Origin of the sequence: Enterobacter sp. RHBSTW-00994, assembly GCF_013782625.1 — a bacterium.
Classification (GTDB): domain Bacteria; phylum Pseudomonadota; class Gammaproteobacteria; order Enterobacterales; family Enterobacteriaceae; genus Enterobacter.
Map to the genome: position 1 here is coordinate 814,608 of NZ_CP056199.1, position 26,311 is coordinate 840,918.

20 protein-coding genes are annotated in these 26,311 nt (G+C 52.0%); 12 read left to right on the top strand and 8 right to left on the bottom strand.

Annotated elements, in window-relative coordinates; genetic code table 11:
• Nucleotides 1-449: 449 nt before the first annotated feature.
• The 4 genes from pdhR to lpdA all read left to right on the top strand — a co-directional run bounded on the left by pdhR (nucleotide 450) and on the right by lpdA (nucleotide 7,622).
• Nucleotides 450-1,214 (top strand): pyruvate dehydrogenase complex transcriptional repressor PdhR, encoded by a 765-nt coding sequence (pdhR, locus tag HV346_RS03855; protein ID WP_181622271.1) that lies wholly within the window; start codon nucleotides 450-452, stop codon nucleotides 1,212-1,214.
• A 243-nt stretch (nucleotides 1,215-1,457) separates the two neighbouring features.
• Nucleotides 1,458-4,121 carry a pyruvate dehydrogenase (acetyl-transferring), homodimeric type gene (gene aceE / locus HV346_RS03860; protein ID WP_181622272.1) on the top strand — a complete coding sequence of 888 codons (2,664 nt, stop codon included), beginning with the start codon at nucleotides 1,458-1,460 and terminating at the stop codon, nucleotides 4,119-4,121.
• A 14-nt stretch (nucleotides 4,122-4,135) separates the two neighbouring features.
• Nucleotides 4,136-6,022, top strand: a complete 1,887-nt coding sequence (gene aceF / locus HV346_RS03865) for a pyruvate dehydrogenase complex dihydrolipoyllysine-residue acetyltransferase (protein ID WP_181622273.1) — start codon at nucleotides 4,136-4,138, stop codon at nucleotides 6,020-6,022.
• A gap of 175 nt (nucleotides 6,023-6,197) precedes the next feature.
• A complete protein-coding gene (lpdA, locus tag HV346_RS03870; protein WP_181623690.1) occupies nucleotides 6,198-7,622 on the top strand; it encodes a dihydrolipoyl dehydrogenase in 1,425 nt (474 codons plus the stop codon).
• 54 nt (nucleotides 7,623-7,676) lie between these two features.
• Here the strand turns inward: lpdA and HV346_RS03875 are convergent, their stop codons facing one another.
• Both HV346_RS03875 and HV346_RS03880 read right to left on the bottom strand, forming a co-directional pair.
• Entirely contained in the window at nucleotides 7,677-8,468 is a 792-nt protein-coding gene (locus tag HV346_RS03875; RefSeq protein ID WP_181622274.1) for a DUF2950 family protein, read from the bottom strand.
• Between the two features lie 10 nt (nucleotides 8,469-8,478).
• Entirely contained in the window at nucleotides 8,479-10,020 is a 1,542-nt protein-coding gene (locus tag HV346_RS03880) for a DUF3300 domain-containing protein (RefSeq protein WP_181622275.1), read from the bottom strand.
• A 536-nt stretch (nucleotides 10,021-10,556) separates the two neighbouring features.
• Between HV346_RS03880 and acnB the strand changes: the two genes are divergently transcribed.
• Both acnB and yacL read left to right on the top strand, forming a co-directional pair.
• Nucleotides 10,557-13,154, top strand: coding sequence for a bifunctional aconitate hydratase 2/2-methylisocitrate dehydratase (acnB, locus tag HV346_RS03885; RefSeq protein WP_181622276.1), 2,598 nt, complete (start codon nucleotides 10,557-10,559; stop codon nucleotides 13,152-13,154).
• A gap of 159 nt (nucleotides 13,155-13,313) precedes the next feature.
• On the top strand, nucleotides 13,314-13,676 hold the full coding sequence (gene yacL, locus HV346_RS03890; RefSeq protein WP_181622277.1) for a protein YacL: 363 nt from the start codon (nucleotides 13,314-13,316) through the stop codon (nucleotides 13,674-13,676).
• 30 nt (nucleotides 13,677-13,706) lie between these two features.
• Here the strand turns inward: yacL and speD are convergent, their stop codons facing one another.
• The 3 genes from speD to HV346_RS03905 form a co-directional block, all read right to left on the bottom strand.
• Nucleotides 13,707-14,501, bottom strand: coding sequence for an adenosylmethionine decarboxylase (gene speD / locus HV346_RS03895; protein WP_181622278.1), 795 nt, complete (start codon nucleotides 14,499-14,501; stop codon nucleotides 13,707-13,709).
• Nucleotides 14,502-15,371, bottom strand: coding sequence for a polyamine aminopropyltransferase (gene speE / locus HV346_RS03900; RefSeq protein ID WP_181622279.1), 870 nt, complete (start codon nucleotides 15,369-15,371; stop codon nucleotides 14,502-14,504). It lies immediately after the preceding gene.
• Between the two features lie 119 nt (nucleotides 15,372-15,490).
• A complete protein-coding gene (locus HV346_RS03905; protein ID WP_181623691.1) occupies nucleotides 15,491-15,838 on the bottom strand; it encodes a YacC family pilotin-like protein in 348 nt (115 codons plus the stop codon).
• 145 nt (nucleotides 15,839-15,983) lie between these two features.
• On the opposite strand from HV346_RS03905, the gene cueO reads away from it, so the two are divergent.
• Nucleotides 15,984-17,555: a multicopper oxidase CueO gene (cueO, locus tag HV346_RS03910; RefSeq protein WP_181623692.1), complete on the top strand. Its 1,572-nt coding sequence runs from the start codon at nucleotides 15,984-15,986 to the stop codon at nucleotides 17,553-17,555.
• Nucleotides 17,556-17,646: 91 nt separating this feature from the next.
• On the opposite strand, the gene HV346_RS03915 is transcribed toward cueO, so the two are convergent.
• Nucleotides 17,647-20,037: a glucose/quinate/shikimate family membrane-bound PQQ-dependent dehydrogenase gene (locus HV346_RS03915; protein WP_181622280.1), complete on the bottom strand. Its 2,391-nt coding sequence runs from the start codon at nucleotides 20,035-20,037 to the stop codon at nucleotides 17,647-17,649.
• Between the two features lie 205 nt (nucleotides 20,038-20,242).
• Here HV346_RS03915 and hpt point away from each other — a divergent pair, with 205 nt between their 5' ends.
• Nucleotides 20,243-20,779, top strand: a complete 537-nt coding sequence (gene hpt, locus HV346_RS03920; protein ID WP_181622281.1) for a hypoxanthine phosphoribosyltransferase — start codon at nucleotides 20,243-20,245, stop codon at nucleotides 20,777-20,779.
• A gap of 98 nt (nucleotides 20,780-20,877) precedes the next feature.
• Here hpt and can read toward each other — a convergent pair whose 3' ends face one another.
• Nucleotides 20,878-21,540 (bottom strand): carbonate dehydratase, encoded by a 663-nt coding sequence (can, locus tag HV346_RS03925; RefSeq protein ID WP_181622282.1) that lies wholly within the window; start codon nucleotides 21,538-21,540, stop codon nucleotides 20,878-20,880.
• Between the two features lie 107 nt (nucleotides 21,541-21,647).
• On the opposite strand from can, the gene HV346_RS03930 reads away from it, so the two are divergent.
• From HV346_RS03930 to HV346_RS03945, 4 genes are all read left to right on the top strand, one after another.
• Entirely contained in the window at nucleotides 21,648-22,574 is a 927-nt protein-coding gene (locus HV346_RS03930) for an ABC transporter ATP-binding protein (RefSeq protein ID WP_181622283.1), read from the top strand.
• Complete coding sequence (locus tag HV346_RS03935; RefSeq protein ID WP_181622284.1) at nucleotides 22,571-23,341, top strand: ABC transporter permease; 771 nt, start codon at nucleotides 22,571-22,573, stop codon at nucleotides 23,339-23,341. The genes HV346_RS03930 and HV346_RS03935 overlap by 4 nt, the downstream gene beginning before the upstream one ends.
• 108 nt (nucleotides 23,342-23,449) lie before the next feature.
• The gene (locus HV346_RS03940; protein ID WP_181622285.1) at nucleotides 23,450-23,890 is read left to right on the top strand and encodes a PTS sugar transporter subunit IIA; all 441 of its coding nucleotides are present in this window, start codon (nucleotides 23,450-23,452) and stop codon (nucleotides 23,888-23,890) included.
• 63 nt (nucleotides 23,891-23,953) lie between these two features.
• On the top strand, nucleotides 23,954-25,201 hold the full coding sequence (locus tag HV346_RS03945) for a polysaccharide deacetylase family protein (protein WP_181622286.1): 1,248 nt from the start codon (nucleotides 23,954-23,956) through the stop codon (nucleotides 25,199-25,201).
• Nucleotide 25,202: 1 nt separating this feature from the next.
• On the opposite strand, the gene HV346_RS03950 is transcribed toward HV346_RS03945, so the two are convergent.
• Nucleotides 25,203-26,300 (bottom strand): fimbrial protein, encoded by a 1,098-nt coding sequence (locus HV346_RS03950; protein WP_181622287.1) that lies wholly within the window; start codon nucleotides 26,298-26,300, stop codon nucleotides 25,203-25,205.
• Nucleotides 26,301-26,311 lie beyond the last annotated feature (11 nt).

Below are 26,311 nucleotides of genomic sequence, written 5' to 3' on the forward strand. Positions count from 1 at the left end.
TAAAATGAAATATTCGGAACTGTCTTCCTTAGGGGCAAGAATAGTGATAAGTGCGAATGAATGCACCTGCTTTATGAAAGGATGATGACGAGTTGAATAAAAAGAGAGCATTTGTAAATCCTGCCCATTAATCGTTCCTCTGCTACCTATAGAATAAAAATGCTCCTTAAGTGGGCGAATTTTCATTATTTTCGTTGTTGAATCGCTTCAGATTGCAAATTCCATCGTTTCAATAAGGTTAAAACCACCTCTTTGGTAGTAATCATTTCATTTGTGCAAAGTTACATAACTGAAACGTTATTTCTGTAAGGTTGTTAAAATGTGCAGGGTTTACTGATTTCAATCAAAACCAATATGGACAGAAGGTGAATACTTTGTTACTTTAGCGATACGAATATGAAATTGGTAAGACCAATTGACTCCGGGCAAAAAGGCGTAAGACAGGGAATATGGCCTACAGCAAAATTCGCCAACCAAAACTATCCGATGTGATTGAGCAGCAGCTGGAGTTTTTGATCCTTGAGGGGACACTGCGCCCCGGTGAAAAACTCCCGCCTGAACGCGAGCTGGCAAAACAGTTCGACGTTTCCCGTCCCTCTCTGCGTGAGGCGATTCAACGCCTTGAAGCAAAGGGCTTGCTGCTTCGTCGCCAGGGCGGCGGAACCTTTGTGCAAAACAGCCTGTGGCAGAGCTTCAGCGATCCGCTGGTAGAACTTCTCTCTGACCACCCAGAATCCCAGTTTGACCTGCTAGAGACCCGTCACGCGCTTGAAGGCATTGCAGCTTATTACGCTGCGCTTCGTAGCAATGATGAAGATCGTGAGCGCATACGCGAACTCCATCAAGCCATTGAACGGGCACAGCAGTCCGGCGATCTCGACGCCGAGTCTGATGCCGTCGTCCAGTATCAAATTGCCGTTACCGAAGCGGCGCATAATGTGGTGTTGCTTCACTTGCTACGCTGCATGGAACCGATGCTGTCCCAAAATGTTCGTCAGAATTTTGAATTGTTGTATGCCCGTCGGGAAATGCTTCCGCTGGTCAGCAACCATCGCACCCGAGTATTCGAGGCGATAATGGCCGGGGAACCGGAGCAGGCGCGTGAAGCGTCGCACCGCCATCTGGCTTTCATTGAGGAAATCTTGCTGGACCGCAGCCGTGAACAATCGCGTCGCGAACGTTCACTTCGCCGCATACAGCAACGAAAGGATTAAGCGCCAGGTTTTTTTAGAGCGCGGCAACTAAACGCAGAACCTGTCTTATTGTGCTTTTAGTTTTCGAAATAGTTCGGGTTGTATCGCGGCGGCAAGCGCGCGAATCCCTGGGAGCATAGTGAGCTATGTGACCAGGGTGAGGAAGCGCAGCCAACAAAGAGACAGCCTGAAATAGGAAGAAAAAGAACACAATGGGACAGGTTCCAGACAAATTAACGTACTAGATAGATAAGGAATACCCCCATGTCAGAACGTCTCCAAAATGACGTGGATCCGATCGAAACTCGCGACTGGCTACAGGCGATCGAATCGGTCATCCGTGAAGAAGGTGTTGAGCGTGCTCAGTATCTGATTGATCAGCTGCTTTCAGAAGCCCGTAAAGGTGGCGTGAAGGTAGCGGCAGGTGCAGGGGCTAGCAACTACGTAAACACGATTGCCGTCGAAGACGAACCGGAATACCCGGGCAATCTGGATCTGGAACGTCGTATCCGTTCTGCAATCCGCTGGAACGCGATTATGACCGTTCTGCGCGCATCCAAGAAAGACCTGGAACTGGGTGGCCACATGGCATCCTTCCAGTCTTCAGCAACCGTTTATGAAGTGTGCTTCAACCACTTCTTCCGTGCACGTAACGAGAAAGACGGCGGCGATCTGGTTTACTTCCAGGGTCACATCTCCCCTGGTATCTATGCACGTGCATTCCTGGAAGGTCGTCTGACTGAAGAGCAGATGAACAACTTCCGTCAGGAAGTTCACGGTAAAGGTCTGTCTTCTTACCCGCACCCTAAACTGATGCCTGAATTCTGGCAGTTCCCGACCGTGTCTATGGGTCTGGGCCCAATCGGTGCGATCTACCAGGCGAAGTTCCTGAAATATCTGGAACACCGTGGTCTGAAAGATACCTCTGAACAAACCGTTTACGCTTTCCTGGGCGACGGTGAAATGGATGAGCCAGAATCTAAAGGGGCGATTACTATCGCTACCCGTGAGAAACTGGACAACCTGTGCTTCATTATCAACTGTAACCTGCAACGTCTGGATGGTCCGGTAACCGGCAACGGCAAGATCATCAACGAACTGGAAGGCATCTTCGCAGGTGCTGGCTGGAACGTGATCAAAGTGATGTGGGGCGGTCGTTGGGATGAGCTGCTGCGTAAAGATACCAGCGGTAAACTGATCCAACTGATGAACGAAACCGTTGACGGCGACTACCAGACCTTCAAATCCAAAGACGGTGCATACGTTCGCGAGCACTTCTTCGGTAAATACCCAGAAACCGCAGCGCTGGTTGCAGACTGGACTGACGAGCAGATTTGGGCCCTGAACCGTGGTGGCCACGATCCGAAGAAAGTCTACGCTGCACTGAAAAAAGCGCAGGACACCAAAGGTAAAGCGACTGTGATCCTGGCCCACACCATCAAAGGTTATGGCATGGGGGATACCGCTGAAGGTAAAAACATCGCTCACCAGGTTAAGAAAATGAACATGGACGGCGTGCGTTATATCCGCGACCGTTTCAATGTGCCAGTGACCGATGAGCAGGTTGAAAACCTGTCTTACCTCACCTTCCCGGAAGGTTCTGAAGAGCACAAGTACCTGCACGAACGTCGTCAGGCACTGAAAGGCTACCTGCCATCTCGTCAGCCTAACTTCTCCGAGAAACTGGAACTGCCTGCGCTGGAAGACTTCTCTCAGCTGCTGGAAGAACAGAACAAAGAAATCTCCACTACTATCGCTTTCGTTCGTGCCCTGAACGTGATGCTGAAGAACAAGTCGATCAAAGATCGTCTGGTTCCAATCATTGCTGATGAAGCACGTACTTTCGGTATGGAAGGTCTGTTCCGTCAGATCGGTATCTACAGCCCGAACGGCCAGCAGTACACCCCGCAGGACCGTGAGCAGGTTGCATATTACAAAGAAGACGAGAAAGGTCAGATCCTGCAGGAAGGTATCAACGAGCTGGGTGCAGGCGCGTCCTGGCTGGCTGCTGCGACCTCTTACAGCACCAACGATCTGCCAATGATTCCGTTCTACATCTACTACTCCATGTTCGGTTTCCAGCGTATCGGTGACCTGTGCTGGCAGGCTGGCGACCAACAGGCTCGCGGCTTCCTGGTAGGGGGAACTTCCGGTCGTACGACACTGAACGGTGAAGGCCTGCAGCACGAAGATGGTCACAGCCACATTCAGTCTCTGACTATCCCTAACTGTATCTCTTACGACCCGTCTTACGCATACGAAGTGGCTGTCATCATGCATGATGGTCTGGAGCGTATGTACGGTGAGAAACAAGAGAACGTTTACTACTACATCACCACGCTGAACGAAAACTACCACATGCCGGCGATGCCAGCAGGTGCAGAGGAAGGTATCCGTAAAGGTATCTACAAACTCGAAACCGTTGCAGGTAGCAAAGGTAAAGTTCAGCTGTTGGGCTCCGGTTCTATCCTGCGTCACGTACGTGAAGCCGCACAGATCCTGGCAAACGACTACGGTGTAGGTTCTGACGTCTACAGCGTAACCTCCTTCACTGAACTGGCTCGTGATGGCCAGGATTGTGAGCGCTGGAACATGCTGCACCCAATGGAAACGCCGCGCGTTCCGTACATCGCTCAGGTGATGAACGATGCTCCAGCGGTGGCTTCTACTGACTATATGAAACTGTTCGCAGAGCAGGTTCGTACCTACGTACCAGCTGATGATTATCGCGTACTGGGTACTGACGGCTTCGGTCGTTCTGACAGCCGTGAAAACCTGCGTCACCACTTCGAAGTTGATGCTTCTTATGTGGTTGTAGCAGCACTGGGCGAACTGGCTAAACGTGGCGAAATCGACAAGAAAGTGGTGGCGGAAGCAATCACCAAGTTCAACATCGATGCTGAAAAAGTTAACCCGCGTCTGGCGTAAGAGGTAAAAGAATAATGGCTATCGAAATCAATGTACCGGACATCGGGGCTGATGAAGTTGAAATCACCGAGATCCTGGTCAAAGTAGGCGACAAAGTTGAAGCAGAACAGTCGCTGATCACCGTAGAAGGCGATAAAGCCTCTATGGAAGTCCCGTCTCCTCAGGCTGGCATCGTTAAAGAGATCAAAGTCTCTGTTGGCGATAAAACCGAGACGGGCAAACTGATCATGATTTTCGATTCCGCTGACGGTGCAGCAACTGCTGCACCTGCGCAGGAAGAGAAGAAAGCCGCTCCGGCCGCTGCACCAGCAGCTGCCGCGGCAGCGAAAGAAGTCAACGTGCCTGACATCGGCGGTGACGAAGTTGAAGTGACCGAAATCCTGGTGAAAGTGGGCGACACCGTTGCGGCTGAACAGTCCCTGATCACCGTAGAAGGCGACAAAGCCTCTATGGAAGTTCCGGCTCCGTTCGCGGGTACGGTTAAAGAGATCAAAATCAACACCGGTGACAAAGTGTCTACTGGCTCCCTGATCATGGTCTTCGAAGTGGCGGGTGCTGCACCTGCTGCCGCGCCTGCACAGGCCGCTGCTCCGGCAGCCGCTGCACCAGCTGTTGCTGGCGGCGCGAAAGACGTTAACGTACCAGACATCGGCGGTGACGAAGTCGAAGTGACCGAAGTGATGGTGAAAGTCGGCGACAAAGTTGCTGCTGAACAATCACTGATCACCGTTGAAGGCGACAAAGCGTCCATGGAAGTGCCTGCGCCATTCGCGGGTACGGTTAAAGAGATCAAAATCAGCACTGGTGACAAAGTGTCTACCGGTTCCCTGATCATGGTCTTCGAAGTGGAAGGCGCTGCGCCTGCCGCCGCTCCGGTTGCTGCTCCAGCACCTGCTGCTGCACCGGCTCAGGCGGCTAAACCTGCTGCTGCCCCAGTTGCGAAGGCGGAAGGCAAATCTGAATTCGCTGAAAACGACGCTTACGTTCACGCGACTCCACTGATTCGTCGCCTGGCGCGCGAATTCGGTGTGAACCTGGCGAAAGTGAAAGGGACTGGCCGTAAAGGTCGTATCCTGCGCGAAGACGTTCAGACTTATGTGAAAGACGCGGTGAAACGCGCTGAAGCTGCACCTGCTGCTGCCAGTGGCGGTGGTATTCCGGGCATGCTGCCATGGCCAAAAGTGGACTTCAGCAAGTTTGGCGAAATCGAAGAAGTTGAACTGGGTCGTATCCAGAAAATCTCTGGTGCTAACCTGAGCCGTAACTGGGTGATGATCCCGCACGTTACGCACTTCGACAAAACCGATATCACTGACCTGGAAGCGTTCCGTAAACAGCAGAACGCAGAAGCTGAGAAGCGTAAACTGGATGTGAAATTCACCCCAGTCGTCTTCATCATGAAAGCGGTTGCTGCTGCGCTTGAGCAGATGCCTCGTTTCAACAGCTCCCTGTCCGAAGATGCACAGCGTCTGACGCTGAAAAAATACATCAACATCGGTGTGGCGGTTGATACGCCAAATGGTCTGGTTGTTCCGGTCTTCAAAGACGTGAACAAGAAGAGCATTACCGAGCTGTCTCGTGAACTGACTGTGATCTCCAAGAAAGCGCGTGATGGTAAGTTGACTGCTGGCGAAATGCAGGGCGGTTGCTTCACTATCTCCAGCATCGGTGGCCTGGGTACAACCCACTTCGCACCGATTGTTAACGCGCCGGAAGTGGCTATCCTCGGTGTGTCCAAATCCGCGATTGAGCCGGTATGGAACGGTAAAGAGTTTACTCCGCGTCTGATGATGCCGATTTCTCTTTCCTTCGACCACCGCGTGATCGACGGTGCTGATGGTGCGCGCTTTATCACCATCATCAACAACACCCTGAGCGATATTCGCCGCCTGGTGATGTAATCGAAAAGCCGGCCAATCGGCCGGCTTTTTTCTGATAATCTCGTGAGGTTTGTGAGGTTATTGGCGAAAGCGACAATTCGTGAGCCGTTTGTTGTTTCAAAATTGTTAACAATTTTGTAAACTGCGGGCGGATAGAACGACCCGGTGGACGACGGGTATAAATTAAGAGGTCATGATGAGCACAGAAATCAAAACTCAGGTCGTAGTACTTGGGGCAGGCCCGGCAGGTTACTCCGCAGCATTCCGCGCCGCGGATTTAGGTCTGGAAACCGTCATCGTAGAACGCTACAGCACCCTCGGCGGTGTTTGTCTGAACGTCGGCTGTATCCCTTCAAAAGCGCTGCTGCACGTAGCCAAAGTTATCGAAGAAGCCAAAGCGCTGGCTGAACACGGTATCGTCTTCGGCGAGCCGAAAACCGATATCGACAAGATTCGTACCTGGAAAGAGAAAGTTATCACTCAGCTGACCGGTGGTCTGGCTGGTATGGCCAAAGGCCGTAAAGTGAAAGTGGTAAACGGTCTGGGTAAATTCACCGGGGCAAACACCCTGGAAGTGGAAGGTGAAAACGGCAAAACCGTGATCAACTTCGACAACGCGATCATCGCGGCAGGCTCTCGCCCAATCGAACTGCCATTCATTCCACATGAAGATCCGCGCGTGTGGGATTCCACCGATGCACTGGAACTGAAAAGCGTTCCAAAACGTCTGCTGGTCATGGGCGGCGGTATCATCGGCCTGGAAATGGGTACGGTGTACCATGCGCTGGGTTCAGAGATTGACGTGGTTGAAATGTTCGACCAGGTTATCCCGGCTGCCGATAAAGACATCGTTAAAGTCTTCACCAAACGTATCAGCAAGAAATTCAACCTGATGCTGGAAACCAAAGTGACTGCCGTTGAAGCGAAAGAAGACGGTATTTACGTTTCCATGGAAGGCAAAAAAGCCCCTGCTGAAGCGCAGCGCTATGACGCCGTGCTGGTGGCTATCGGTCGCGTACCGAACGGTAAAAACCTTAATGCAGGCGCAGCGGGCGTGGAAGTTGACGATCGTGGTTTCATTCGCGTCGACAAACAGTTGCGCACTAACGTGCCGCACATCTTTGCTATCGGCGATATCGTCGGTCAGCCAATGCTGGCACACAAAGGTGTTCACGAAGGTCACGTTGCCGCTGAAGTTATCGCGGGCATGAAACACTACTTCGATCCGAAAGTGATTCCTTCTATCGCGTACACCGAGCCAGAAGTGGCCTGGGTGGGTCTGACAGAGAAAGAAGCGAAAGAGAAAGGCATTAGCTACGAAACCGCCACCTTCCCGTGGGCAGCTTCTGGGCGTGCTATCGCTTCTGATTGCGCTGACGGCGTAACCAAACTGATCTTCGACAAAGAGACTCACCGTGTAATCGGTGGTGCAATTGTCGGTACTAACGGCGGCGAACTGCTGGGTGAGATTGGTCTGGCTATTGAAATGGGCTGTGACGCTGAAGACATCGCGCTGACCATCCACGCTCACCCAACTCTGCATGAGTCTGTGGGCCTGGCGGCAGAAGTGTTTGAAGGTAGCATCACCGACCTGCCAAACGCGAAAGCGAAGAAGAAATAAGTTTCTTCCGGCTTAAAAAAGCGGCTGATAAGCCGCTTTTTTTGTGCCTGTGGTTCAGGGAGCGACAGGTTGCCAGTTTTTATCCGGGTTATAGACAGTGAGTTGCTGTGCTTTTTGTGGCGAGTGACTGCCGAGGTTTGTCTGATAAACTTTGTCATCCTGATTGATCACAAAACTCATCACTCCTGTTTCACCATAACTGACTGGCCAGGCGACCATTGCAAAACCGTGTTTATCAGGCAGGATTTTGAACCGATAGCCGTGATAACCCATTCCTGGCTCTTTTGGACTGAACGCCGGACCGAGTGGGCTGGGGGGTTCGCCTTGTGCAACAGGCCAGTACAGGCCATCTTTTTTCCCTTCTGAACTGACAATTTTCCGGGCGTAGGTCTGGTTAAGGGCGTAATAGCTCTGCTGGGCATCGACGTAGGCATGCAGGGCTTCTATGGCAGCCAGTTCATTGCGGCCTATTTCACGTGTCAGGATCTCATTGGCGGCTTCCTGCATATCAAATTGCCACCCGGATGCCGTCTTGATGACGGGTATTGGCAGTTGCCAGCTATTTTCACCGACGATGAGATGGGCAATATTGTCGTTAACCACTGTGCTGTGGCGCACTTTCCAGTCGCGCAAAAAACGGTCGACGGCATCTGGGTCGACACCTTCTGGCGGCAAAAAATGACGCCAGTTATCACCGAGCAGGGAATTCATCGCACTTTCATTTTGCTCATTAATGGCATTCGCCAGTGCATCCGTTGCTTGTTCTGGCGTGCTGAAATATTGCTGCGCCATCGTGACGGTAGACACCATCAAAAGCACCAGCCCACTGAGTAATTTGATTTTCATGTCTGTTCCTTTAGCGATGACGGAATTCACGGTGTTCAGTTCGGGCTGGCATTTGTCGCTGCTGTTGCTGCTGATTACGGGCTGATAACTGACGGCTCTGCGTGCCGCGTTGCTGCTGGGCCTGCCAGTTAGCGGAAAGGCTATCGTTACCGCTTAGCGCATTAGCACGAGGTGGGTTGTTTGGCCGCTGGGCGGTTTGTGAAACCCGTTTTTCCGGACGCGGAGTGGTTGTCTGGCGGCTCTCGTGCGTTTGCTTAGCATGCTTGCGTTGTCCGCTTTGCGGTGTGTTGTCGTACCCGCGATAGTTACTACGCTGAGAAATTTGCTTCAGTTGCTGATTTGCTGCCTGACGCTGAGCCTCTTTTGTGGCCGGGCGCTGTGCCTGGGAGAGCGTTTTACCCGTCGATTGCTGAACTTGTGCTAACGCCGCCTGACGCTGGTTATCGCGGTTCACCGGTTTTTGCTGCGTTGCACTCAGGCCTGTCGCCGTATTTGTTGAATGGAAACGGCTGTTGAGCTGGTTTGTGGGATACGGCACGCCTCCCCGATAGGCTGGATTGTGCTGCCAGGTCTGGTTAGCCCCAGTAAGATGTTGTCCGCTGATTTTATTGAAATTATCAACGTTGATATTGATGTTGTTATCACCGTTACGGTTATATCCGCCGTTGTGGTTGTAATCATCATCGTGATGATGGTGATCCCAGTCGTCGTCATCCCAGTCGATATTGCTGAAAATTGCATAGGTTGTTGCGACACCCAGACTAAAACCAAAGCCTTTTACCAGGCTGTCAGTGAATTGCTCCCCAGGGGAAGGAGGGAGATAGACCGGGGGATAACTGGTATTGGGCCAGGTTCCATAGACCGTATTAGGATTATAGGTTGGAACATACACAACCTGAGGATCGGCAGATTCGATCTTAATGACGGTCGGGGCTGGCGTTGCGGTACTAGTGGATGTCGATTCCGTGGAGGTGCTTTTCGTCGACGCGGGTTTTGTCACGGTGGTGACGGTCTGCTGAGGTGTGGATTGTAATGCGCCAGTCTGCTGAGCGAGGGCGCGAAGACGTTGAACAGAGTCCATTACATCCTTCGGCTGCGCGAGGAAAGCATCACCGAGGTTTTGCACCCAGGGAGGATTCTCGCCCATCAATGACATCAGCTGTGGAAAGGCAACCAGCGATTTCACACTGGGGTCCCACGGCTGCCCGGCCACGGCCTGAATGGCGGTATCCCCCTGCATTTTGGGGTTATCTTTGGACCACTGCGCCGCCTGAATCACATTTGCCGGATAGGTCGATGCCATCAAAATCTGAGACAACAGCGCGTCAGGGTAGAGTGCAACAGGGGCGACCCATTGATCCAGTTGTGCAGATGTGTAAGTCGGAGCAGGGGTTGCAGATGATTGCGCGACGGGGGTTGGCTGCGCCACGGGAACGGCCGGTTGGGGCTGGGGCTCTGTCGCCCGTCCTTTCACCAGCATGACGCCTGATGCGGCAAAAAGCCCGGCACTGCACAGAAGGACAAGGAGGTGTGGCTTAAAAGGCAACTTCATAAGATGACTCCGACGAGACGAGGGCAGTGCCGTGAGGCGTTGCTGTTGCCGCGAGTATATTCACCCGAGTTTTGCTGTTTTGACTTTTATTGGGAAATCACCGGAACATCTGGCTAAAGAATGTGAGCATTTATTACACAAATTATATCTGATGTCGGGAAAGTCGTCGGGTATTCCGCAGGCAGCCCTTGCGAATGACCTGCAAAACAGATGTTCACTATCCGCTATACCATCCTTAACGATTCAGCAAACTATTTAATGTTGCTTTTTTGTAAACGGATTAACACTGTGCAGAAATCCTGCTATGCTGCCCGACGCGGCTTCGGGCATTTACCCTACAAACTGCTGTCTCACAGGAGCGTGAAGAAAACGCCCAATACACGAAAGCTTTCAATTTGCGTCAAGGCGGCAAGTGAACGGATCTTCCAGAGCTTACATCAGTGAGTGACGGGAGTGAGTGAATGCAGCCAACGGAGAGGTAAGTTGAAGGAGGAAGTGTATGCCGCAATATGACAATGAGAGCGAGGAGAACCGTCGTGCTAGAAGAATACCGTAAGCACGTAGCAGAACGTGCCGCCGAGGGAATTGTACCCAAACCTTTAGATGCAACCCAAATGGCCGCGCTCGTCGAGCTGCTGAAAAACCCGCCCGCGGGCGAAGAAGAATTCCTTTTAGATCTTTTGATCAACCGAGTACCGCCAGGCGTAGATGAAGCCGCATATGTTAAAGCCGGTTTCCTTGCTGCCATTGCCAAAGGTGAAGCCACCTCCCCACTGGTCACTCCTGAAAAAGCCATTGAACTGCTCGGTACGATGCAGGGTGGCTACAATATTCATCCATTGATCGACGCGCTGGACAGTGACACCCTGGCCCCTATTGCCGCGAAAGCGCTGACCCACACGCTGCTGATGTTTGATAACTTCTACGATGTGGAAGAAAAAGCGAAAGCGGGTAACCACTACGCGAAACAGGTTATGCAATCCTGGGCTGACGCCGAGTGGTTCCTGAGCCGTCCTGCGCTGGCAGAAAAAATGACCGTGACGGTGTTCAAAGTCACGGGTGAAACCAACACTGATGACCTGTCTCCAGCCCCGGATGCCTGGTCTCGCCCTGATATCCCACTGCACGCCCTGGCGATGTTGAAAAATGCCCGTGAAGGCATTGAGCCTGATCAGCCTGGAAGTGTTGGCCCGATCAAACAGATTGAAGCCCTGCAGGAGAAAGGTTTCCCACTGGCCTACGTTGGCGACGTCGTGGGAACGGGCTCTTCCCGTAAGTCTGCAACCAACTCCGTACTGTGGTTCATGGGTGATGATATTCCTCATGTGCCGAACAAACGCGGCGGTGGCCTGTGTCTCGGCGGTAAAATTGCCCCTATCTTCTTTAACACCATGGAAGATGCAGGCGCGCTGCCTATTGAAGTGGACGTGAACAACCTGAACATGGGCGACGTGATTGACGTTTATCCGTTCAAGGGTGAAGTCCGTAACCACGAAACCGGTGAACTGCTCGCAAGTTTTGAACTGAAAACGGATGTGCTGATTGATGAAGTTCGTGCGGGTGGGCGTATTCCGCTGATCATCGGTCGTGGCCTGACGACTAAAGCGCGTGAAGCGCTGGGTCTGCCGCACAGTGATGTCTTCCGTCAGGCGAAAGATGTGGCAGAAAGCAGCCGTGGCTTCTCTCTGGCGCAGAAAATGGTTGGCCGTGCCTGTGGTGTGAAAGGCATTCGTCCAGGTGCGTACTGCGAACCGAAGATGACCTCCGTAGGTTCTCAGGACACCACCGGCCCGATGACCCGTGATGAGCTGAAAGACCTGGCGTGCCTGGGCTTCTCTTCTGATCTGGTAATGCAATCATTCTGCCATACCGCTGCGTATCCTAAGCCGGTTGACGTCACCACGCACCACACGCTGCCGGACTTCATTATGAACCGTGGCGGTGTGTCTCTGCGTCCGGGTGATGGCGTTATCCACTCCTGGCTGAACCGCATGTTGCTGCCTGATACCGTAGGCACAGGCGGTGACTCTCATACCCGCTTCCCGATTGGCATCTCCTTCCCGGCAGGCTCTGGTCTGGTGGCATTTGCTGCTGCGACGGGCGTGATGCCGCTGGATATGCCGGAATCGGTTCTGGTGCGCTTCAAAGGCAAAATGCAGCCGGGGATTACCCTGCGTGATCTGGTGCATGCGATCCCGCTGTATGCGATCAAACAAGGTCTGCTGACCGTTGAGAAAAAAGGGAAGAAAAACATCTTCTCTGGCCGCATTCTGGAGATCGAAGGTCTGCCGGATCTGAAAGTTGAGCAGGCGTTCGAACTGACGGATGCTTCCGCTGAGCGCTCAGCGGCAGGTTGTACCATCAAGCTGAACCAGGCGCCGATCGAAGAGTATCTGACGTCCAACATCGTATTGCTGAAGTGGATGATTGCAGAAGGTTACGGCGATCGTCGTACCCTGGAACGCCGCGTGCAGGGGATGGAAAAATGGCTGGCAGATCCGCAACTGCTGGAAGCCGATGCGGATGCAGAATATGCAGCCGTGATCGACATCGATCTGGCGGATATTAAAGAGCCAATCCTGTGTGCACCGAACGATCCAGACGATGCCCGTCTGCTTTCTGATGTGCAGGGCGATAAGATCGACGAAGTGTTCATCGGTTCCTGCATGACCAACATCGGTCACTTCCGTGCTGCCGGTAAACTGCTGGATACCCATAAAGGCCAGCTGCCAACCCGCCTGTGGGTGGCTCCGCCAACCCGTATGGATGCGGCGCAGTTGACTGAAGAAGGTTATTACAGCGTATTCGGTAAGAGCGGGGCGCGTATCGAAATCCCTGGCTGTTCCCTGTGTATGGGTAACCAGGCGCGTGTTGCTGACGGTGCGACAGTGGTTTCCACTTCTACCCGTAACTTCCCGAACCGTTTAGGTACAGGCGCAAACGTCTATCTGGCCTCTGCGGAACTGGCGGCAGTTGCCGCGCTGATTGGTAAACTGCCAACGCCGGAAGAGTACCAGACCTATATTGCGCAAGTTGATAAGACGGCGGTGGATACCTACCGCTATCTGAACTTCGACCAGCTCTCTCAGTACACCGAGAAGGCTGACGGCGTGATCTTCCAGACAGCAGTATAATAAATGCGCCCCTCTCCAGTGTGAGAGGGGCTGGGGTGAGGGCATCAGGCCGCAGGGCTTTGCTCTCACCTTTTTATTTTCATTCCTCCCGTCTCTCACGCTTTTTTTCTTCCTCTCTGCTGCGATAATTAACGTAATGGCTTTGCAGAGGAAAATACGATGGATTACGAATTTCTGCGCGACATCACAGGTGTGGTGAAAGTGCGTATGTCGATGGGCCACGAAGTGGTGGGGCACTGGTTTAACGAAGAAGTGAAGGAAAACACCGCCCTGTTAGATGAAGTGGTACAGGCGGCACAGACGGTGAAAGGCAGTGAACGTTCCTGGCAACGTGTCGGGCATGAATACACGCTGTGGATGGATGGTGAAGAGGTGATGGTTCGCGCCAATCAGCTGGAGTTTTCGGGTGATGAAATCGAAGAGGGAATGAGTTACTACGATGAAGAGAGTCTGTCGCTGTGTGGCGTTGAGGACTTTTTACAGGTGGTAGCGGCATACCGTGAATTTATGAAACAGAAGTAATTCGTCGGAGCATCCTTGCTCCTTATGTGTTTACACGGCTGGCATATTGCGGCCGTAGTAAATCTCGCGCATCTCTTTCCACAACAGGTCCGTGATAACCTTGCGCTCTTCCTCGCTTAGCTCTTCCGGCCGGGTATGGAACATATAGTGCTTAAGATCGAATTCCTTTAGTAACATCTTGGTGTGAAAGATGTTTTCCTGATAGACATTCACATCCACCATATCGTACAGCGCCTTCATATCCTCGGACATAAAGTTCTGAATGGAATTAATTTCGTGGTCGATAAAGTGCTTCATCCCATTGATATCACGAGTAAAACCCCGCACGCGATAGTCAATAGTCACGATATCCGATTCGAGCTGGTGGATTAAATAGTTCAACGCATTCAGCGGTGAAATCACGCCGCAGGTAGAGACTTCAATATCCGCGCGGAAGGTACAAAGCCCACCTTCAGGGTGACTTTCCGGATAGGTGTGAACACAGATGTGGCTTTTATCCAGGTGGGCTACCACGGCTTCTGGCAGTGGACCTGGGTGTTCGCTGGGGTCGATCAGTTTCGGGTCTACAGGCTCCTCGCTCACGAGGATGGTGACGCTTGCCCCCTGAGGCTCATAATCCTGTCGGGCAATATTCAGAATATTAGCGCCGATAATCGAACAGGTTTCTGAGAGGATCTCCGTCAGGCGGTTAGCGTTGTAGAGTTCATCGATATAGGCGATGTAACCATCGCGTTCTTCCGCTGTTTTGGCGTAGCAGATATCGTAAATACAAAAACTCAGGCTTTTCGTCAGGTTGTTAAAGCCATGCAGTTTAAGCTTTTTCAATTAACTCACCTCCTTAGAGGACAGCGCGTCTTGCAGATATTGTGGCAAGGCGAATGCCGCAGTGTGGACGGCCGGGTTGTAGTATCGACACTGAAGGCCAGACTGATGGAAGCGAGCCTGGATGATTTCCGTCGAAAGATGGCGTAGCACATCGTTATCGGTCGCCCAGGCGAAGGTCATGATCCCGCCGTAATAGGTCGGAATGGCCGCCTGATAGAAGCTGACATCGTCAAAGTAGCTGCTTAATTTACGATGGCTGTCCAGGGCTTCATCTTGTTGCAGGAAGCAGACGCCATTTTGTGCGACGAAGATCCCGCCGGGATTCAGGCAACGTTTGCAGCCTTCGTAGAAGGAAGAGGTAAACAACGTTGCACCAGGGCCAATGGGATCGGTGCAGTCAGAGATAATCACATCAAAGGTCTGACGGGTCTGATTTACAAAATTAACCCCGTCATCAATGACAAGGTTGAAGCGCGGGTCGTCGTAGCTACCGGCGTTGTGGTTGGGCAGATACTGGCGGCAGAACGAAACCACTCCGGCATCGATCTCCACCATAGTAATGGTTTCGATGGACTGATGGCGGGACACTTCACGCAGCATTGCGCCATCGCCACCACCAATGATCAGCACGTGTTTGGCGTGCCCATGCGCCAGAAGCGGTACGTGGGTCATCATTTCGTGATAGATAAATTCGTCGCGCTCGGTGGTTTGTACCACGCCGTCCAATGCCATCACGCGCCCAAATGCGGCGTTCTCAAAAATGATCAGATCCTGATGATCGGTTTTCTCGTGATAAAGCACATTATCAACGGAAAAGTACTGACCAAACTGGTCATGTAGCGTTTCATGCCAGACTGTATTTTCGGCCATGGGGTGATTCCTCCTTCGTTAACATCTGTTACACCAGCATAAACAGGGGCGCAGACGACAGCGAGCTATAACCGTCACTGAACGGTTATAGCATCATCAACAAAGGAGCGTCGGGAAGGTTATTTTACGTAGGCGAGCAGGCTTAGTGAGTCGCGAGCCAGCGCTTTGCATTTCTTTGCAGTGGGGATGCCGATACCGCTTAAATCCCGGTAGCTGTCTTCGCCGAGCGCCTTCATGTCGAAGCTGTCGTAGTTGCTGAGGTCCCATTGGTTCTGTTGGGCAAAAAAGACCAGTGCACGACGAATTTGCCCGTTGGGTAAATTCTGGTATCCGCAATCGTTTTTCAGGAATACAAACACCGCCGTTAAATCGGCCATATCTTCTGCTTCATTTTCACTTAGCGCATAACTGTTCGAGCACATAGCCATCAGGCTGGCGAACAAAATTGTCCTGAAAAACGTCTTCATTGCTTCTACCACTGCATCACGGAAAATTAACGTTAGCATACTTGATGCCAGGGCGACGATCTTTATTATTGCCGCTTTGCTTGACCTTCCGGTAAGGGGAGGGTTTATGCTCAAAATATCGCCTGCAGGAAATAAGGAAATGAACATGCAACGCCGTGATTTTTTGAAATATTCCGTTGCGCTGGGGGTTGCCAGCGCACTACCACTCTGGAGCCGTGCTGCTTTTGCCGCTGACAGGCCTGGATTGCCCATTCCGGAGGTGCTTACCGCAGATGCTCGTGGCCGTATTCAGCTAGTGGTCCAGCAAGGTAAAACGACGTTTGGTGCACAGACGGCAACGACGTGGGGATATAACGGTAATATGTTAGGCCCCGCCATCCAGTTACGCAAAGGTAAAGCCGTCACCGTTGATATTCACAATACGCTGACAGAAGAGACAACACTGCACTGGCACGGTCTGGAAGTGCCGGGAGAGGTTGATGGTGGGCCACAAGGTGTGATTAAAGCCGGTGGCAGCAGAAGCGTAACCTTTACTCCTGACCAGCGTGCGGCAACGTGCTGGTTCCACCCTCATCAGCATGGCAAAACAGGTCATCAGGTCGCAATGGGACTGGCGGGGTTAGTGCTGATTGAAGACGACGAGAGCCGCCTGCTGCGTCTGCCAAAACAGTGGGGCATCGACGATGTGCCTGTGATTGTGCAGGACAAAAAATTTACCACTGACGGGCAGATTGATTACCAACTGGATGTGATGAGCGCCGCGGTGGGATGGTTTGGCGATACGCTTCTGACCAACGGGGCGATTTATCCTCAACATGCCGCACCAAAGGGCTGGCTGCGTTTGCGTTTGCTTAACGGCTGCAATGCCCGTTCACTGAATTTTGCGACCAGCGATAAACGCCCATTGTATGTGGTGGCGAGCGACGGTGGTCTGCTGCCGGAGCCGGTGAAAGTGAACGAACTGCCCATGCTGATGGGTGAGCGTTTTGAAGTGCTGGTGGATATTAGCGACGGCAAAGCGTTTGATCTGGTGACGTTACCCGTCAGTCAGATGGGGATGGCCGTTGCGCCTTTTGATAAACCCCATCCGGTGCTGCGTATCCAGCCATTGCAGGTTACGGCCTCTGGCACATTGCCGGATACCTTAACCACGCTGCTGCCCGCACTGCCTGCTCTTGAAGGATTAACCCAGCGCAAGCTACAGCTCTCAATGGACCCGATGCTCGACATGATGGGGATGCAGGCGCTGATGGCGAAGTATGGTGACCAGGCGATGGCGGGGATGCAGCATGGACAAATGATGGGTCATATGAATATGGATCACGGCAAGATGGGGAACATGGGGAATATGAACCATGGCAGCCATGATTTTGATTTCCACAATGCCAACCGCATCAACGGCAAAGCGTTCGATATGAACACGCCGATGTTTGCTGCCGCAAAAGGGCAGTTCGAGCGTTGGGTGATTTCAGGCGAGGGCGACATGATGCTGCATCCGTTCCACATTCACGGCACGCAGTTCCGTATTCTCTCTGAAAACGGTAAAGTGCCTGACCCGCATCGCGCGGGCTGGAAGGACACGGTTAAGGTTGAAGGTGGCATCAGTGAGGTGCTCGTAAAATTTGACCACGATGCACCAAAGGAGTTTGCCTATATGGCGCACTGCCATCTGCTGGAACATGAAGATACGGGGATGATGCTCGGTTTTACCGTTTAGAACAGTGCAGCCTGATGCCCTCACCCTGACCCTCTCCCACAGGGAGAGGGAACAAACATAAAAAACGGCAACCGAAGTTACCGTTTTGCGTTTATTTTGCTTCGTCAGGTAAAGCATACGCGACGATATAGTCGCCCATCTTCGTTCCAAACGAACCGTGGCCACCCGCAGAGATGACAACATACTGCTTGCCATTCACTTCATAGGTCATCGGCGTGGCCTGCCCACCCGCAGGCAAGCGGCCCTGCCACAGTTTCTCACCGTTGGTCATGTTGTACGCGCGCAGGTAGTTATCTGCGGTTGCCGCGATGAACAGCACGTTACCGGCGGTAGAAATTGGGCCACCCAGCATTGGCATACCCATATTGAACGGGACAGGAACCGGCATCGGGAATGGCATGCTGTCCTGTGGCGTACCAATACGTTTTTTCCACACAATCTGGTTAGTTTTGAGATCCAGACCGGAAATATAACCCCAGGCTGGCTGTTTACACGGCAGACCGAACGGAGACAGGAACGGGTTCAGAGTTACGCCAAACGGTACGCCATACTGCGGCTGAATACCGGATTCAGTCCCAGTACCTTTTGCGTCTTTCGGTGGCTCCATCGGGTTGCCCGGACCTCGTGGGATCAGCTTAGAGACGAACGGCAGTGCCATCGGGTTGGCAATCGCCACCTGACGGTTCGGATCAACGGAAATTCCGCCCCATTCGAACATTCCCAGGTTGCCAGGGAAGACCAGCGTGCCTTGCTCAGACGGCGGTGTGAATATGCCTTCATAACGCAACTGATGGAACATCACGCGGCAGACCAACTGGTCAAACATGGTGGCGCCCCACATGTCAGCACCGCTGAGGTCTTTCTTCGGACGGAAGCTCAGGTCAGAGAACGGCTGTGTTTTGCTGACGTAGTCGCCTTTTGCTGCACCCTGAGGAACCGGTTTTTCCGGGGCAGGGACAACCAGCTTACCGTTGCTGCGATCCAGCACAAAAATGTTGCCGGTTTTCGCCGGAGCATAAATCACCGGAACGGTTTTGCCGTTAACCGTGATGTCTGCCAGCGTCGGCTGGGAAGGCATGTCCATATCCCACAGATCGTGGTGAACGGTCTGGTAACTCCATGCCAGTTTACCGGTGGTCGCATTCAGCGCCACGATAGCACTCGCGTAACGCTCCTGCTCTGGCGTGCGGTTACCGCCCCAGATATCCGGCGTGGTCACACCCATTGGCAGATAGACCAGATCCAGCTTCGCGTCATACGCAGCCGGAGCCCAGGAGTTTGGAGAGTTAAAGGTAAAGGTGTGTTCATCCGACGGGATCGCATTAGGATCTTTCGCGCCCGGGTCGAAGGCCCACAGCAGTTTACCGGTATTCACGTCAAAACCACGGATAACGCCAGAGGTTTCACGGGTAGAGAAGTTATCCGTTACCGAACCGGCAATCACAATCGTTTTATCGGTGATGATTGGCGGAGATGTCGGCTCATACAGACCCGGCGTGGTGTCCGGCATATTGGTCTGCAGATTCAGGATACCTTTGTTGGCAAAGGTTTCGCACAGTTTGCCGGTTTCGGCGTTAATGGCAAACAGACGACCATCATTGACCGGCAGCATAATACGACGTGGGCAATCCGCGACAACATCCGGGCTGGCGTTATCGGCGCGCGCTTCATGGTAAGAAACTCCGCGACAGGTCACATGCTGGAATGAGGTGTTGGTGTTCAACTGCGGATCGAAGTGCCATTTTTCTTTCCCGGTAGTGGCATCAAGCGCGAACAGACGCTGGTGTGCCGTACACAGGTAAAGCATGTCGCCCACTTTAATTGGCGTGACTTCGTTGGTCAGTTCGCCGGGATCGTTTGGCTGCTTCAGGTCACCCGTTCGGAAGACCCAGGCTTCTTTCAGGTTCTTAACATTATCCGCATTGATTTGCTTCAGTGGCGAGTAGCGCTGACCTTCCTGATTACGACCATATGCTGGCCAGTCGCCATCTGCAACCTGAGAGATCGCTGCAGCAGGCGTGGACTCGGTGTTCAGTGTGCCTTTAATTTCCTGCGGGTCGTTGAATCCGGCCCAGGTCAGGATGCCGCCGCTGATCAGCAGTGCCACAACCAGGGCGGAGACTGCACCGCTGGAAGGCACAAGCAGACGACGCCAGACGAATGGCAGGATCAACCAGATGCCAAAGAAGACCAGAATGTCACTGCGCGGCGTCAATGCCCAGAAGTCGAACCCGACTTCCCAGACGCCCCAAATCATTGTTGCGAGGAGTAATGCGGCATAGAGCCACAGTGCTGATTGCTTTCTACGCAAAAGCAGGACGGTTACACCCACCATAACCAGACCCGCAATTGGGTAGTACCAGGAGCCGCCAAGTGCGACCAGCCAGACGCCACCGATTAACAAATACAGCGCGCAGAAGGCTGCGAACGCCGCTGTTAATGTCACCAGTAGACGTGGCTGTTGAGATTTTGTTTCAGCCATAGAAAAGTACTCATCAGTTTGTTAATTATTTGCTAGCAATTAATTATAGGTATTAACAAGTGTGATCGGAATCACAAAATTTGCTTTTTGTAACTCATACTCCAGGGCTATCCATTTACTGGTATACTTGCGGGCTTGTGAATTAATGCCGGACGCAGGTTGATCCGCATTGAGAGATTTGTCTTAAAATCATATGGTTAGTAATATGAAACATACTGTTGAAGTGATGATCCCGGAAACCGAGATCAAAGCGCGTATCGCCGAACTGGGTCGTCAAATCACCGAACATTACAAAGACAGCGGCAGCGAAATGGTGCTGGTTGGTCTGCTGCGCGGTTCATTTATGTTCATGGCAGACTTGTGCCGTGAAGTGCATGTGTCCCATGAAGTCGATTTTATGACCGCCTCCAGCTACGGCAGCGGCATGTCGACCACCCGTGATGTGAAAATCCTGAAAGACCTGGATGAAGATATTCGCGGCAAAGATGTGTTGATCGTAGAGGACATCATCGACTCCGGTAACACACTCTCTAAAGTGCGTGAGATCCTGAGCCTGCGTGAGCCTAAATCTCTGGCAATTTGTACTCTGTTGGATAAACCAACCCGCCGTGAAGTGAGTGTTCCGGTCGAGTTCGTTGGTTTTTCCATTCCGGACGAGTTTGTGGTGGGTTACGGCATTGATTATGCGCAGCGTTATCGCCATCTGCCGTACGTGGGTAAAGTGGTCTTGCTGGACGAGTAATATTGGCAGGGTGCGGCCTGATGTCCTCACCCCGATCCTTTCTCTCGACGAAAGGGTGAAAAGAGTGCCCCGATAAGTGTTTGCTTTCGGGGCTTCTTTTATTTGTGGTTCACGTGTTTGAGCTTCAGGTTGGCAATCCCGGAACGGTAGCGCTGTTCCAGGGTTTCACGGTTTGTGGCGGTGACTTCGAGGTTACGCAGTAACCCGTCATGAATTCCGTATGCCCAACCATGTACCGACACTTTTTGCCCGCGTTTCCACGCGGATTGCATAATGGTGGAGTGTCCCAGGTTATAGACCTGCTCCATAACATTAAGCTCGCACAGTGTGTCGAGACGACGTTCCTGCGGCATTTCGCCCAGCAGTGAGCTATGTTTGAACCAGATATCGCGAATGTGCAGCAGCCAGTTATCGATAAGCCCCAGTTCAGGGTTTTCGACAGCCGCTTGAACACCACCGCAACCGTAGTGACCACAAATAATGATGTGCTCAACTTCTAACACGTCAACGGCATACTGAACGACAGAAAGGCAGTTGAGATCGGTATGAATGACCAGGTTAGCAACGTTACGGTGTACGAACAATTCTCCGGGTTCGAGGCCAGTCAGGCGTTCAGCAGGAACACGGCTGTCAGAACATCCAATCCATAGAAAGCGTGGATTCTGCGCTTGTGCCAGTTTCTCGAAAAATCCGGGATCTTCTTCCACCAGCATTTTTGACCATAGTGCATTGTTGCTGATGAGTGTATCTATGTCATTCATGGAGGTTAACGGCCTGTAACCGAGTGATTGCGTTGCGCTACTATAGGGTAACCCGACTTTTAATGAAACCACACAACGTGTGTCAGAACTATAGGTAAGTCTAATTCATGGCTATTGCACTGGAGCTTGAACAGCTTAAAAAAACCTATCCAGGCGGCGTTCAGGCGCTCCGCGGGATAGATCTCAAGGTCGAAGCGGGGGATTTCTACGCGCTTCTTGGGCCGAATGGGGCGGGGAAATCGACCACCATCGGCATTATCAGTTCTCTGGTCAATAAGTCCTCTGGCCGGGTCAGCGTGTTTGGCTACGATCTGCAAAAAGATGTGGTCAACGCCAAGCGTCAACTGGGCCTGGTTCCGCAGGAGTTCAACTTCAACCCGTTTGAGACGGTGCAGCAAATTGTTGTCAACCAGGCGGGTTACTATGGTGTTGAGCGTAAAGAGGCGGTTGAACGCAGCGAAAAATACCTTAAACAGCTCGATCTGTGGGAAAAACGTAACGAACGTGCGCGGATGCTTTCCGGTGGGATGAAGCGCCGTTTAATGATCGCCCGCGCACTGATGCATGAGCCAAAGTTGTTGATCCTCGATGAACCAACCGCGGGTGTAGACATTGAGCTTCGTCGCTCAATGTGGGGTTTCCTTAAGGATCTCAACGACAAAGGGACGACCATCATTCTGACCACCCACTATCTCGAAGAGGCGGAAATGCTCTGCCGTAATATCGGGATTATCCAGAATGGCGAGCTGGTGGAAAATACGTCGATGAAAAGCCTGCTCTCTAAGCTGAAATCCGAAACCTTTATTCTCGATCTTGCGCCGAAAAGCCCGCTGCCGAAGCTGGACGGGTATCAGTATCGCCTGGTCGATACGTCAACGCTTGAAGTGGAAGTCTTGCGGGAGCAGGGGATTAACAGTGTGTTCTCGCAACTGAGTGCGCAGGGCGTGCAGGTATTAAGTATGCGTAATAAAGCGAACCGGCTGGAAGAGCTGTTCGTCTCTCTGGTGCACGAAAAACAAGGAGACAAAGCATGACGCATCTTTACTGGGTCGCGCTGAAAAGCATCTGGGCCAAAGAGATTAACCGCTTTATGCGTATCTGGGTGCAAACCCTGGTTCCACCTGTCATCACAATGACGCTGTACTTTATCATTTTCGGTAACCTGATTGGTTCGCGCATTGGCGAGATGCACGGGTTTACCTATATGCAGTTTATTGTGCCAGGCCTGATCATGATGGCGGTTATTACCAACGCCTACGCCAACGTGGCCTCGTCGTTCTTTAGCGCCAAGTTCCAGCGCAATATTGAAGAGCTGCTGGTGGCGCCTGTGCCAACGCATGTGATCATTGCCGGATATGTTGGCGGTGGAGTGGCGCGTGGCCTGTGTGTTGGGATTCTGGTAACGGCGGTCTCACTGTTCTTTGTGCCATTCCAGGTGCATTCATGGTTGTTCGTGGCGCTCACACTGCTGCTGACGGCCATTTTGTTCTCGCTGGCTGGCTTGCTGAATGCTGTGTTTGCCAAAACCTTTGACGATATCAGCCTGATCCCGACTTTTGTGCTGACACCGCTGACCTATCTCGGCGGGGTGTTCTATTCCTTGACGCTGCTGCCGCCATTCTGGCAGGCACTCTCGCACCTTAACCCGATTGTCTACATGATCAGCGGCTTCCGCTTTGGCTTCCTCGGAATTACCGATGTGCCGCTGTTTACAACGGTAGCTGTGCTGGTGGTATTTATCTTCGCCTTTTATCTGCTGTGTTGGTATTTGATCCAGCGTGGGCGTGGTTTACGTAGCTGATCATCATGCCCGGCGGTGTTTTGGCTGCCGGGTATTTTTCTTTGACAGCTATCACCGACCGTTAATCATCACTTCGCTACACTACTCGCCTGCTAAGGAGAGACGTTTATGCTGGGATGGGTGATTACTTGCCATGATGAATATGCGCAAGATATGTGGGTAAAGCTTGAAGCCAGATTTGGCCCCCTGGTGCAATGCCGTACGGTGAATTACTGGCGAGGGTTGAGTACTAATATGCTCGGCCGGATGATGTGCGATGCCTTACATGAAACTGACACCGGTGATGGCGTTATTTTTCTGACCGATAAGTCTGGTGCTGCACCTTACCGCTCTGCGGCACTGTTAAGCCATAAACACGACAATTGTGAAGTGATCTCAGGCATCAGCCTGCCATTGCTTGAGACAATGTATCCTCTACGCGGCGAATTAAGCAGTGCGGCGTTTCGTAATACCATCGTGGAGCAGGGTATGGCAGGCGTTAGCAGCCTGTGGCATCAACAGCAGAAAAACCCGCCTTTTGTTCTGCTCCACGAGCTGTACAGGAATTAAACATGGGCATTGATGTCACTTTTGCTACAATGACATCAGTTTTTTCGTGCCGATAAAGACCTGATGCTTACGCGTATTGTTTTCCTGCTTTTGCTGCTTATCTCCGGCAGCGCTTCAGCCAGTTTGTTAAGTCAGCAAGGACTGCCTGCTCAGTATATGCAAACCACCGAAGATGCGGCGATTTGGGCGCAGGTGGGGAATGAGGTGGTCAACGTCGGCAATGTGCGAGCTGGACAGATTATCGCCGTTGTGCCTACTGCAGCCGATTATTACGAATTCCGTTTTGGCTTTGGAACCGGCTTTATCGACAAAGGTCATCTTGAAGCTGTTCAGGGAAAACAGCGTGTAGAAGATGGTCTGGGCGATCTCAACAAACCCTTAAGCAATCAAAACCTGATCACCTGGAAAGATACCCCAGTCTACAACGCGCCAAACAGCGGTAGCGCGCCATTTGGTACGCTCAGCAGTAACCTGCGTTATCCCATCCTGAATAAGCTCAAAGATCGCCTGAATCAGACCTGGTTCCAGATCCGTATCGGTAATCGCCTGGCGTGGATAAGCAGCCTGGATGCTCAGGAAGACAACGGTATTCCTGTCATTACCTATCACCATATTTTGCGTGATGAAGAGAACACCCGTTTCCGCCATACCTCTACAACAACCAGTGTGCGTGCGTTCAGTAACCAGATGACCTGGCTTCGGGATCAGGGTTATACGACGTTGACCATGTATCAATTGGAAGGGTACGTACGTAACAAAATGAATCTGCCTGCGAAAGCCGTGGTGATTACTTTTGACGACGGCCTGAAGTCGGTGAGTCGCTACGCATACCCCATTCTGAAAGAGTATGGTTTTAAAGCGACGGCATTTATTATCTCGTCGCGGATTAAGCGCCACCCGCAGAAATGGGCGCCTAAATCGTTGCAGTTTATGAGTGTTTCAGAGTTGAAAGAGATTCAGGATGTGTTTGATATCCAGTCACACACCCATTTCCTGCACCGTGTGGATAATTATCGCCAGCCTATTCTTCTCAGCCGTTCTTACCACGTTATTTTGTTTGATTTTGAGCGCTCACGGCGCGATCTGGCCCAGTTTAATCCGCATGTCCTTTATCTGTCTTACCCGTTTGGCGGCTATAACGACAAAGCCATAAAAGCGGCGAACGATGCGGGTTTCCATCTGGCGGTCACAACGGTGCGGGGAAAAGTGAAGCCGGGGGATAATCCGTTCTTGCTGAAACGTCTGTATATCTTAAGAACGGATTCGCTGGAGACCATGTCGCGGCTGATCAGTAATCAGCCGCAAGGGTAGGTTATTGGTAAGACAAAATAAAGGTGGCTGCGGTTTTGAAATCACCTGATTTCACGGGCGTGCCATCACCTAAAACCTGTGCGCTAAAGTTAAAATAAGTGACTTTTGTCCAGTCATCACTTCGTGCGTAAGGCACGTTGACCATACCGCCGGGGTCCATCTGCACGTTATAGTCCGTGTTCATGATCTTCACTGCCACACCAGATGCACTCCCGGCGCTTTTCCCCAGTAAGTTATACACTCCGGCTGGTGGAAGGTATTTGCTGGTCATCTTTATTGAAGCAATAGTCGCATTACAGTTCTGCGTATTAATGGTAAAGGGAACGGCCCTGGCGCTATTTTTCTTAATATCACTGACGAAGTAGGTTCCTAAATTAACATTATTACCTGATACCGCACTGCCGCTCAGTTGACCTAAGTTGCAGGTCATCACCGGGAAACTAAATTGCAGTGTGCTGTCGCTGATAATGATATTAATTTCCGGCTGGCCCGGTGGGCCAATGCGCCATGTTCCCACTTTACCTGCCAGGGAATGGCCAGCTCCTGAGGTTGCGGGCCTGAAATCGGGCGCCTGCCAGTAGCTTATTTTTATTGTCCAGTTGCGATCAGCACTCTCCCAGGGATATCCGCTCTCTGAGGGAAACGAGTTGGTATACCCTCCAGGTGCAAGCAGAGGCAAAACAACATCGCTGTGGTTGGTTCCACAGCCATCACCCGTGCGGCACACCAATGTGACGGAATAGTAGATCCCCGGAACGTTGGTTTTGAATAAGGCTTCTCCTGCAGTGCCTTTGTACTGCGTGCTCATCAACTCCGGGCTGGTAGTAAAGTTGACGCTGTTGTTCCATGGGGATTCTGATTTACAGCCAATCGCGTCACTTCCTTTTAAAGGAAGTACGTAACTAAACGCTACATCCATATTTCTGGGGGACGGAATTGCAGCATTTACTATTCTGTCTTTCACATTCAGTGTCGCGACATAGGGAATGGTGTAATCCCCCGCAGCCCAGCTCTCAATATAACAGCTCTGATCGGCGAACGCGGGTTTCACGACCGCCAGACAAAAAAGGCTGGAGAGCAGCAGTAGCCATTTTCTCATTACTTCTCCTT

Excerpts from the sequence above, each read along its gene's own strand:
- pdhR (WP_181622271.1), top strand. The coding sequence starts at position 450 with ATGGCCTACAGCAAAATTCGCCAACCAAAACTATCCGATGTGATTGAG.
- aceE (WP_181622272.1), top strand. The coding sequence starts at position 1,458 with ATGTCAGAACGTCTCCAAAATGACGTGGATCCGATCGAAACTCGCGAC.
- aceF (WP_181622273.1), top strand. The coding sequence starts at position 4,136 with ATGGCTATCGAAATCAATGTACCGGACATCGGGGCTGATGAAGTTGAA.
- lpdA (WP_181623690.1), top strand. The coding sequence starts at position 6,198 with ATGAGCACAGAAATCAAAACTCAGGTCGTAGTACTTGGGGCAGGCCCG.
- HV346_RS03875 (WP_181622274.1), bottom strand. The coding sequence starts at position 8,468 with ATGAAAATCAAATTACTCAGTGGGCTGGTGCTTTTGATGGTGTCTACC.
- HV346_RS03880 (WP_181622275.1), bottom strand. The coding sequence starts at position 10,020 with ATGAAGTTGCCTTTTAAGCCACACCTCCTTGTCCTTCTGTGCAGTGCC.
- yacL (WP_181622277.1), top strand. The coding sequence starts at position 13,314 with ATGGATTACGAATTTCTGCGCGACATCACAGGTGTGGTGAAAGTGCGT.
- speE (WP_181622279.1), bottom strand. The coding sequence starts at position 15,371 with ATGGCCGAAAATACAGTCTGGCATGAAACGCTACATGACCAGTTTGGT.
- HV346_RS03905 (WP_181623691.1), bottom strand. The coding sequence starts at position 15,838 with ATGAAGACGTTTTTCAGGACAATTTTGTTCGCCAGCCTGATGGCTATG.
- cueO (WP_181623692.1), top strand. The coding sequence starts at position 15,984 with ATGCAACGCCGTGATTTTTTGAAATATTCCGTTGCGCTGGGGGTTGCC.
- HV346_RS03915 (WP_181622280.1), bottom strand. The coding sequence starts at position 20,037 with ATGGCTGAAACAAAATCTCAACAGCCACGTCTACTGGTGACATTAACA.
- hpt (WP_181622281.1), top strand. The coding sequence starts at position 20,243 with ATGAAACATACTGTTGAAGTGATGATCCCGGAAACCGAGATCAAAGCG.
- can (WP_181622282.1), bottom strand. The coding sequence starts at position 21,540 with ATGAATGACATAGATACACTCATCAGCAACAATGCACTATGGTCAAAA.
- HV346_RS03930 (WP_181622283.1), top strand. The coding sequence starts at position 21,648 with ATGGCTATTGCACTGGAGCTTGAACAGCTTAAAAAAACCTATCCAGGC.
- HV346_RS03935 (WP_181622284.1), top strand. The coding sequence starts at position 22,571 with ATGACGCATCTTTACTGGGTCGCGCTGAAAAGCATCTGGGCCAAAGAG.
- HV346_RS03940 (WP_181622285.1), top strand. The coding sequence starts at position 23,450 with ATGCTGGGATGGGTGATTACTTGCCATGATGAATATGCGCAAGATATG.
- HV346_RS03945 (WP_181622286.1), top strand. The coding sequence starts at position 23,954 with ATGCTTACGCGTATTGTTTTCCTGCTTTTGCTGCTTATCTCCGGCAGC.
- HV346_RS03950 (WP_181622287.1), bottom strand. The coding sequence starts at position 26,300 with ATGAGAAAATGGCTACTGCTGCTCTCCAGCCTTTTTTGTCTGGCGGTC.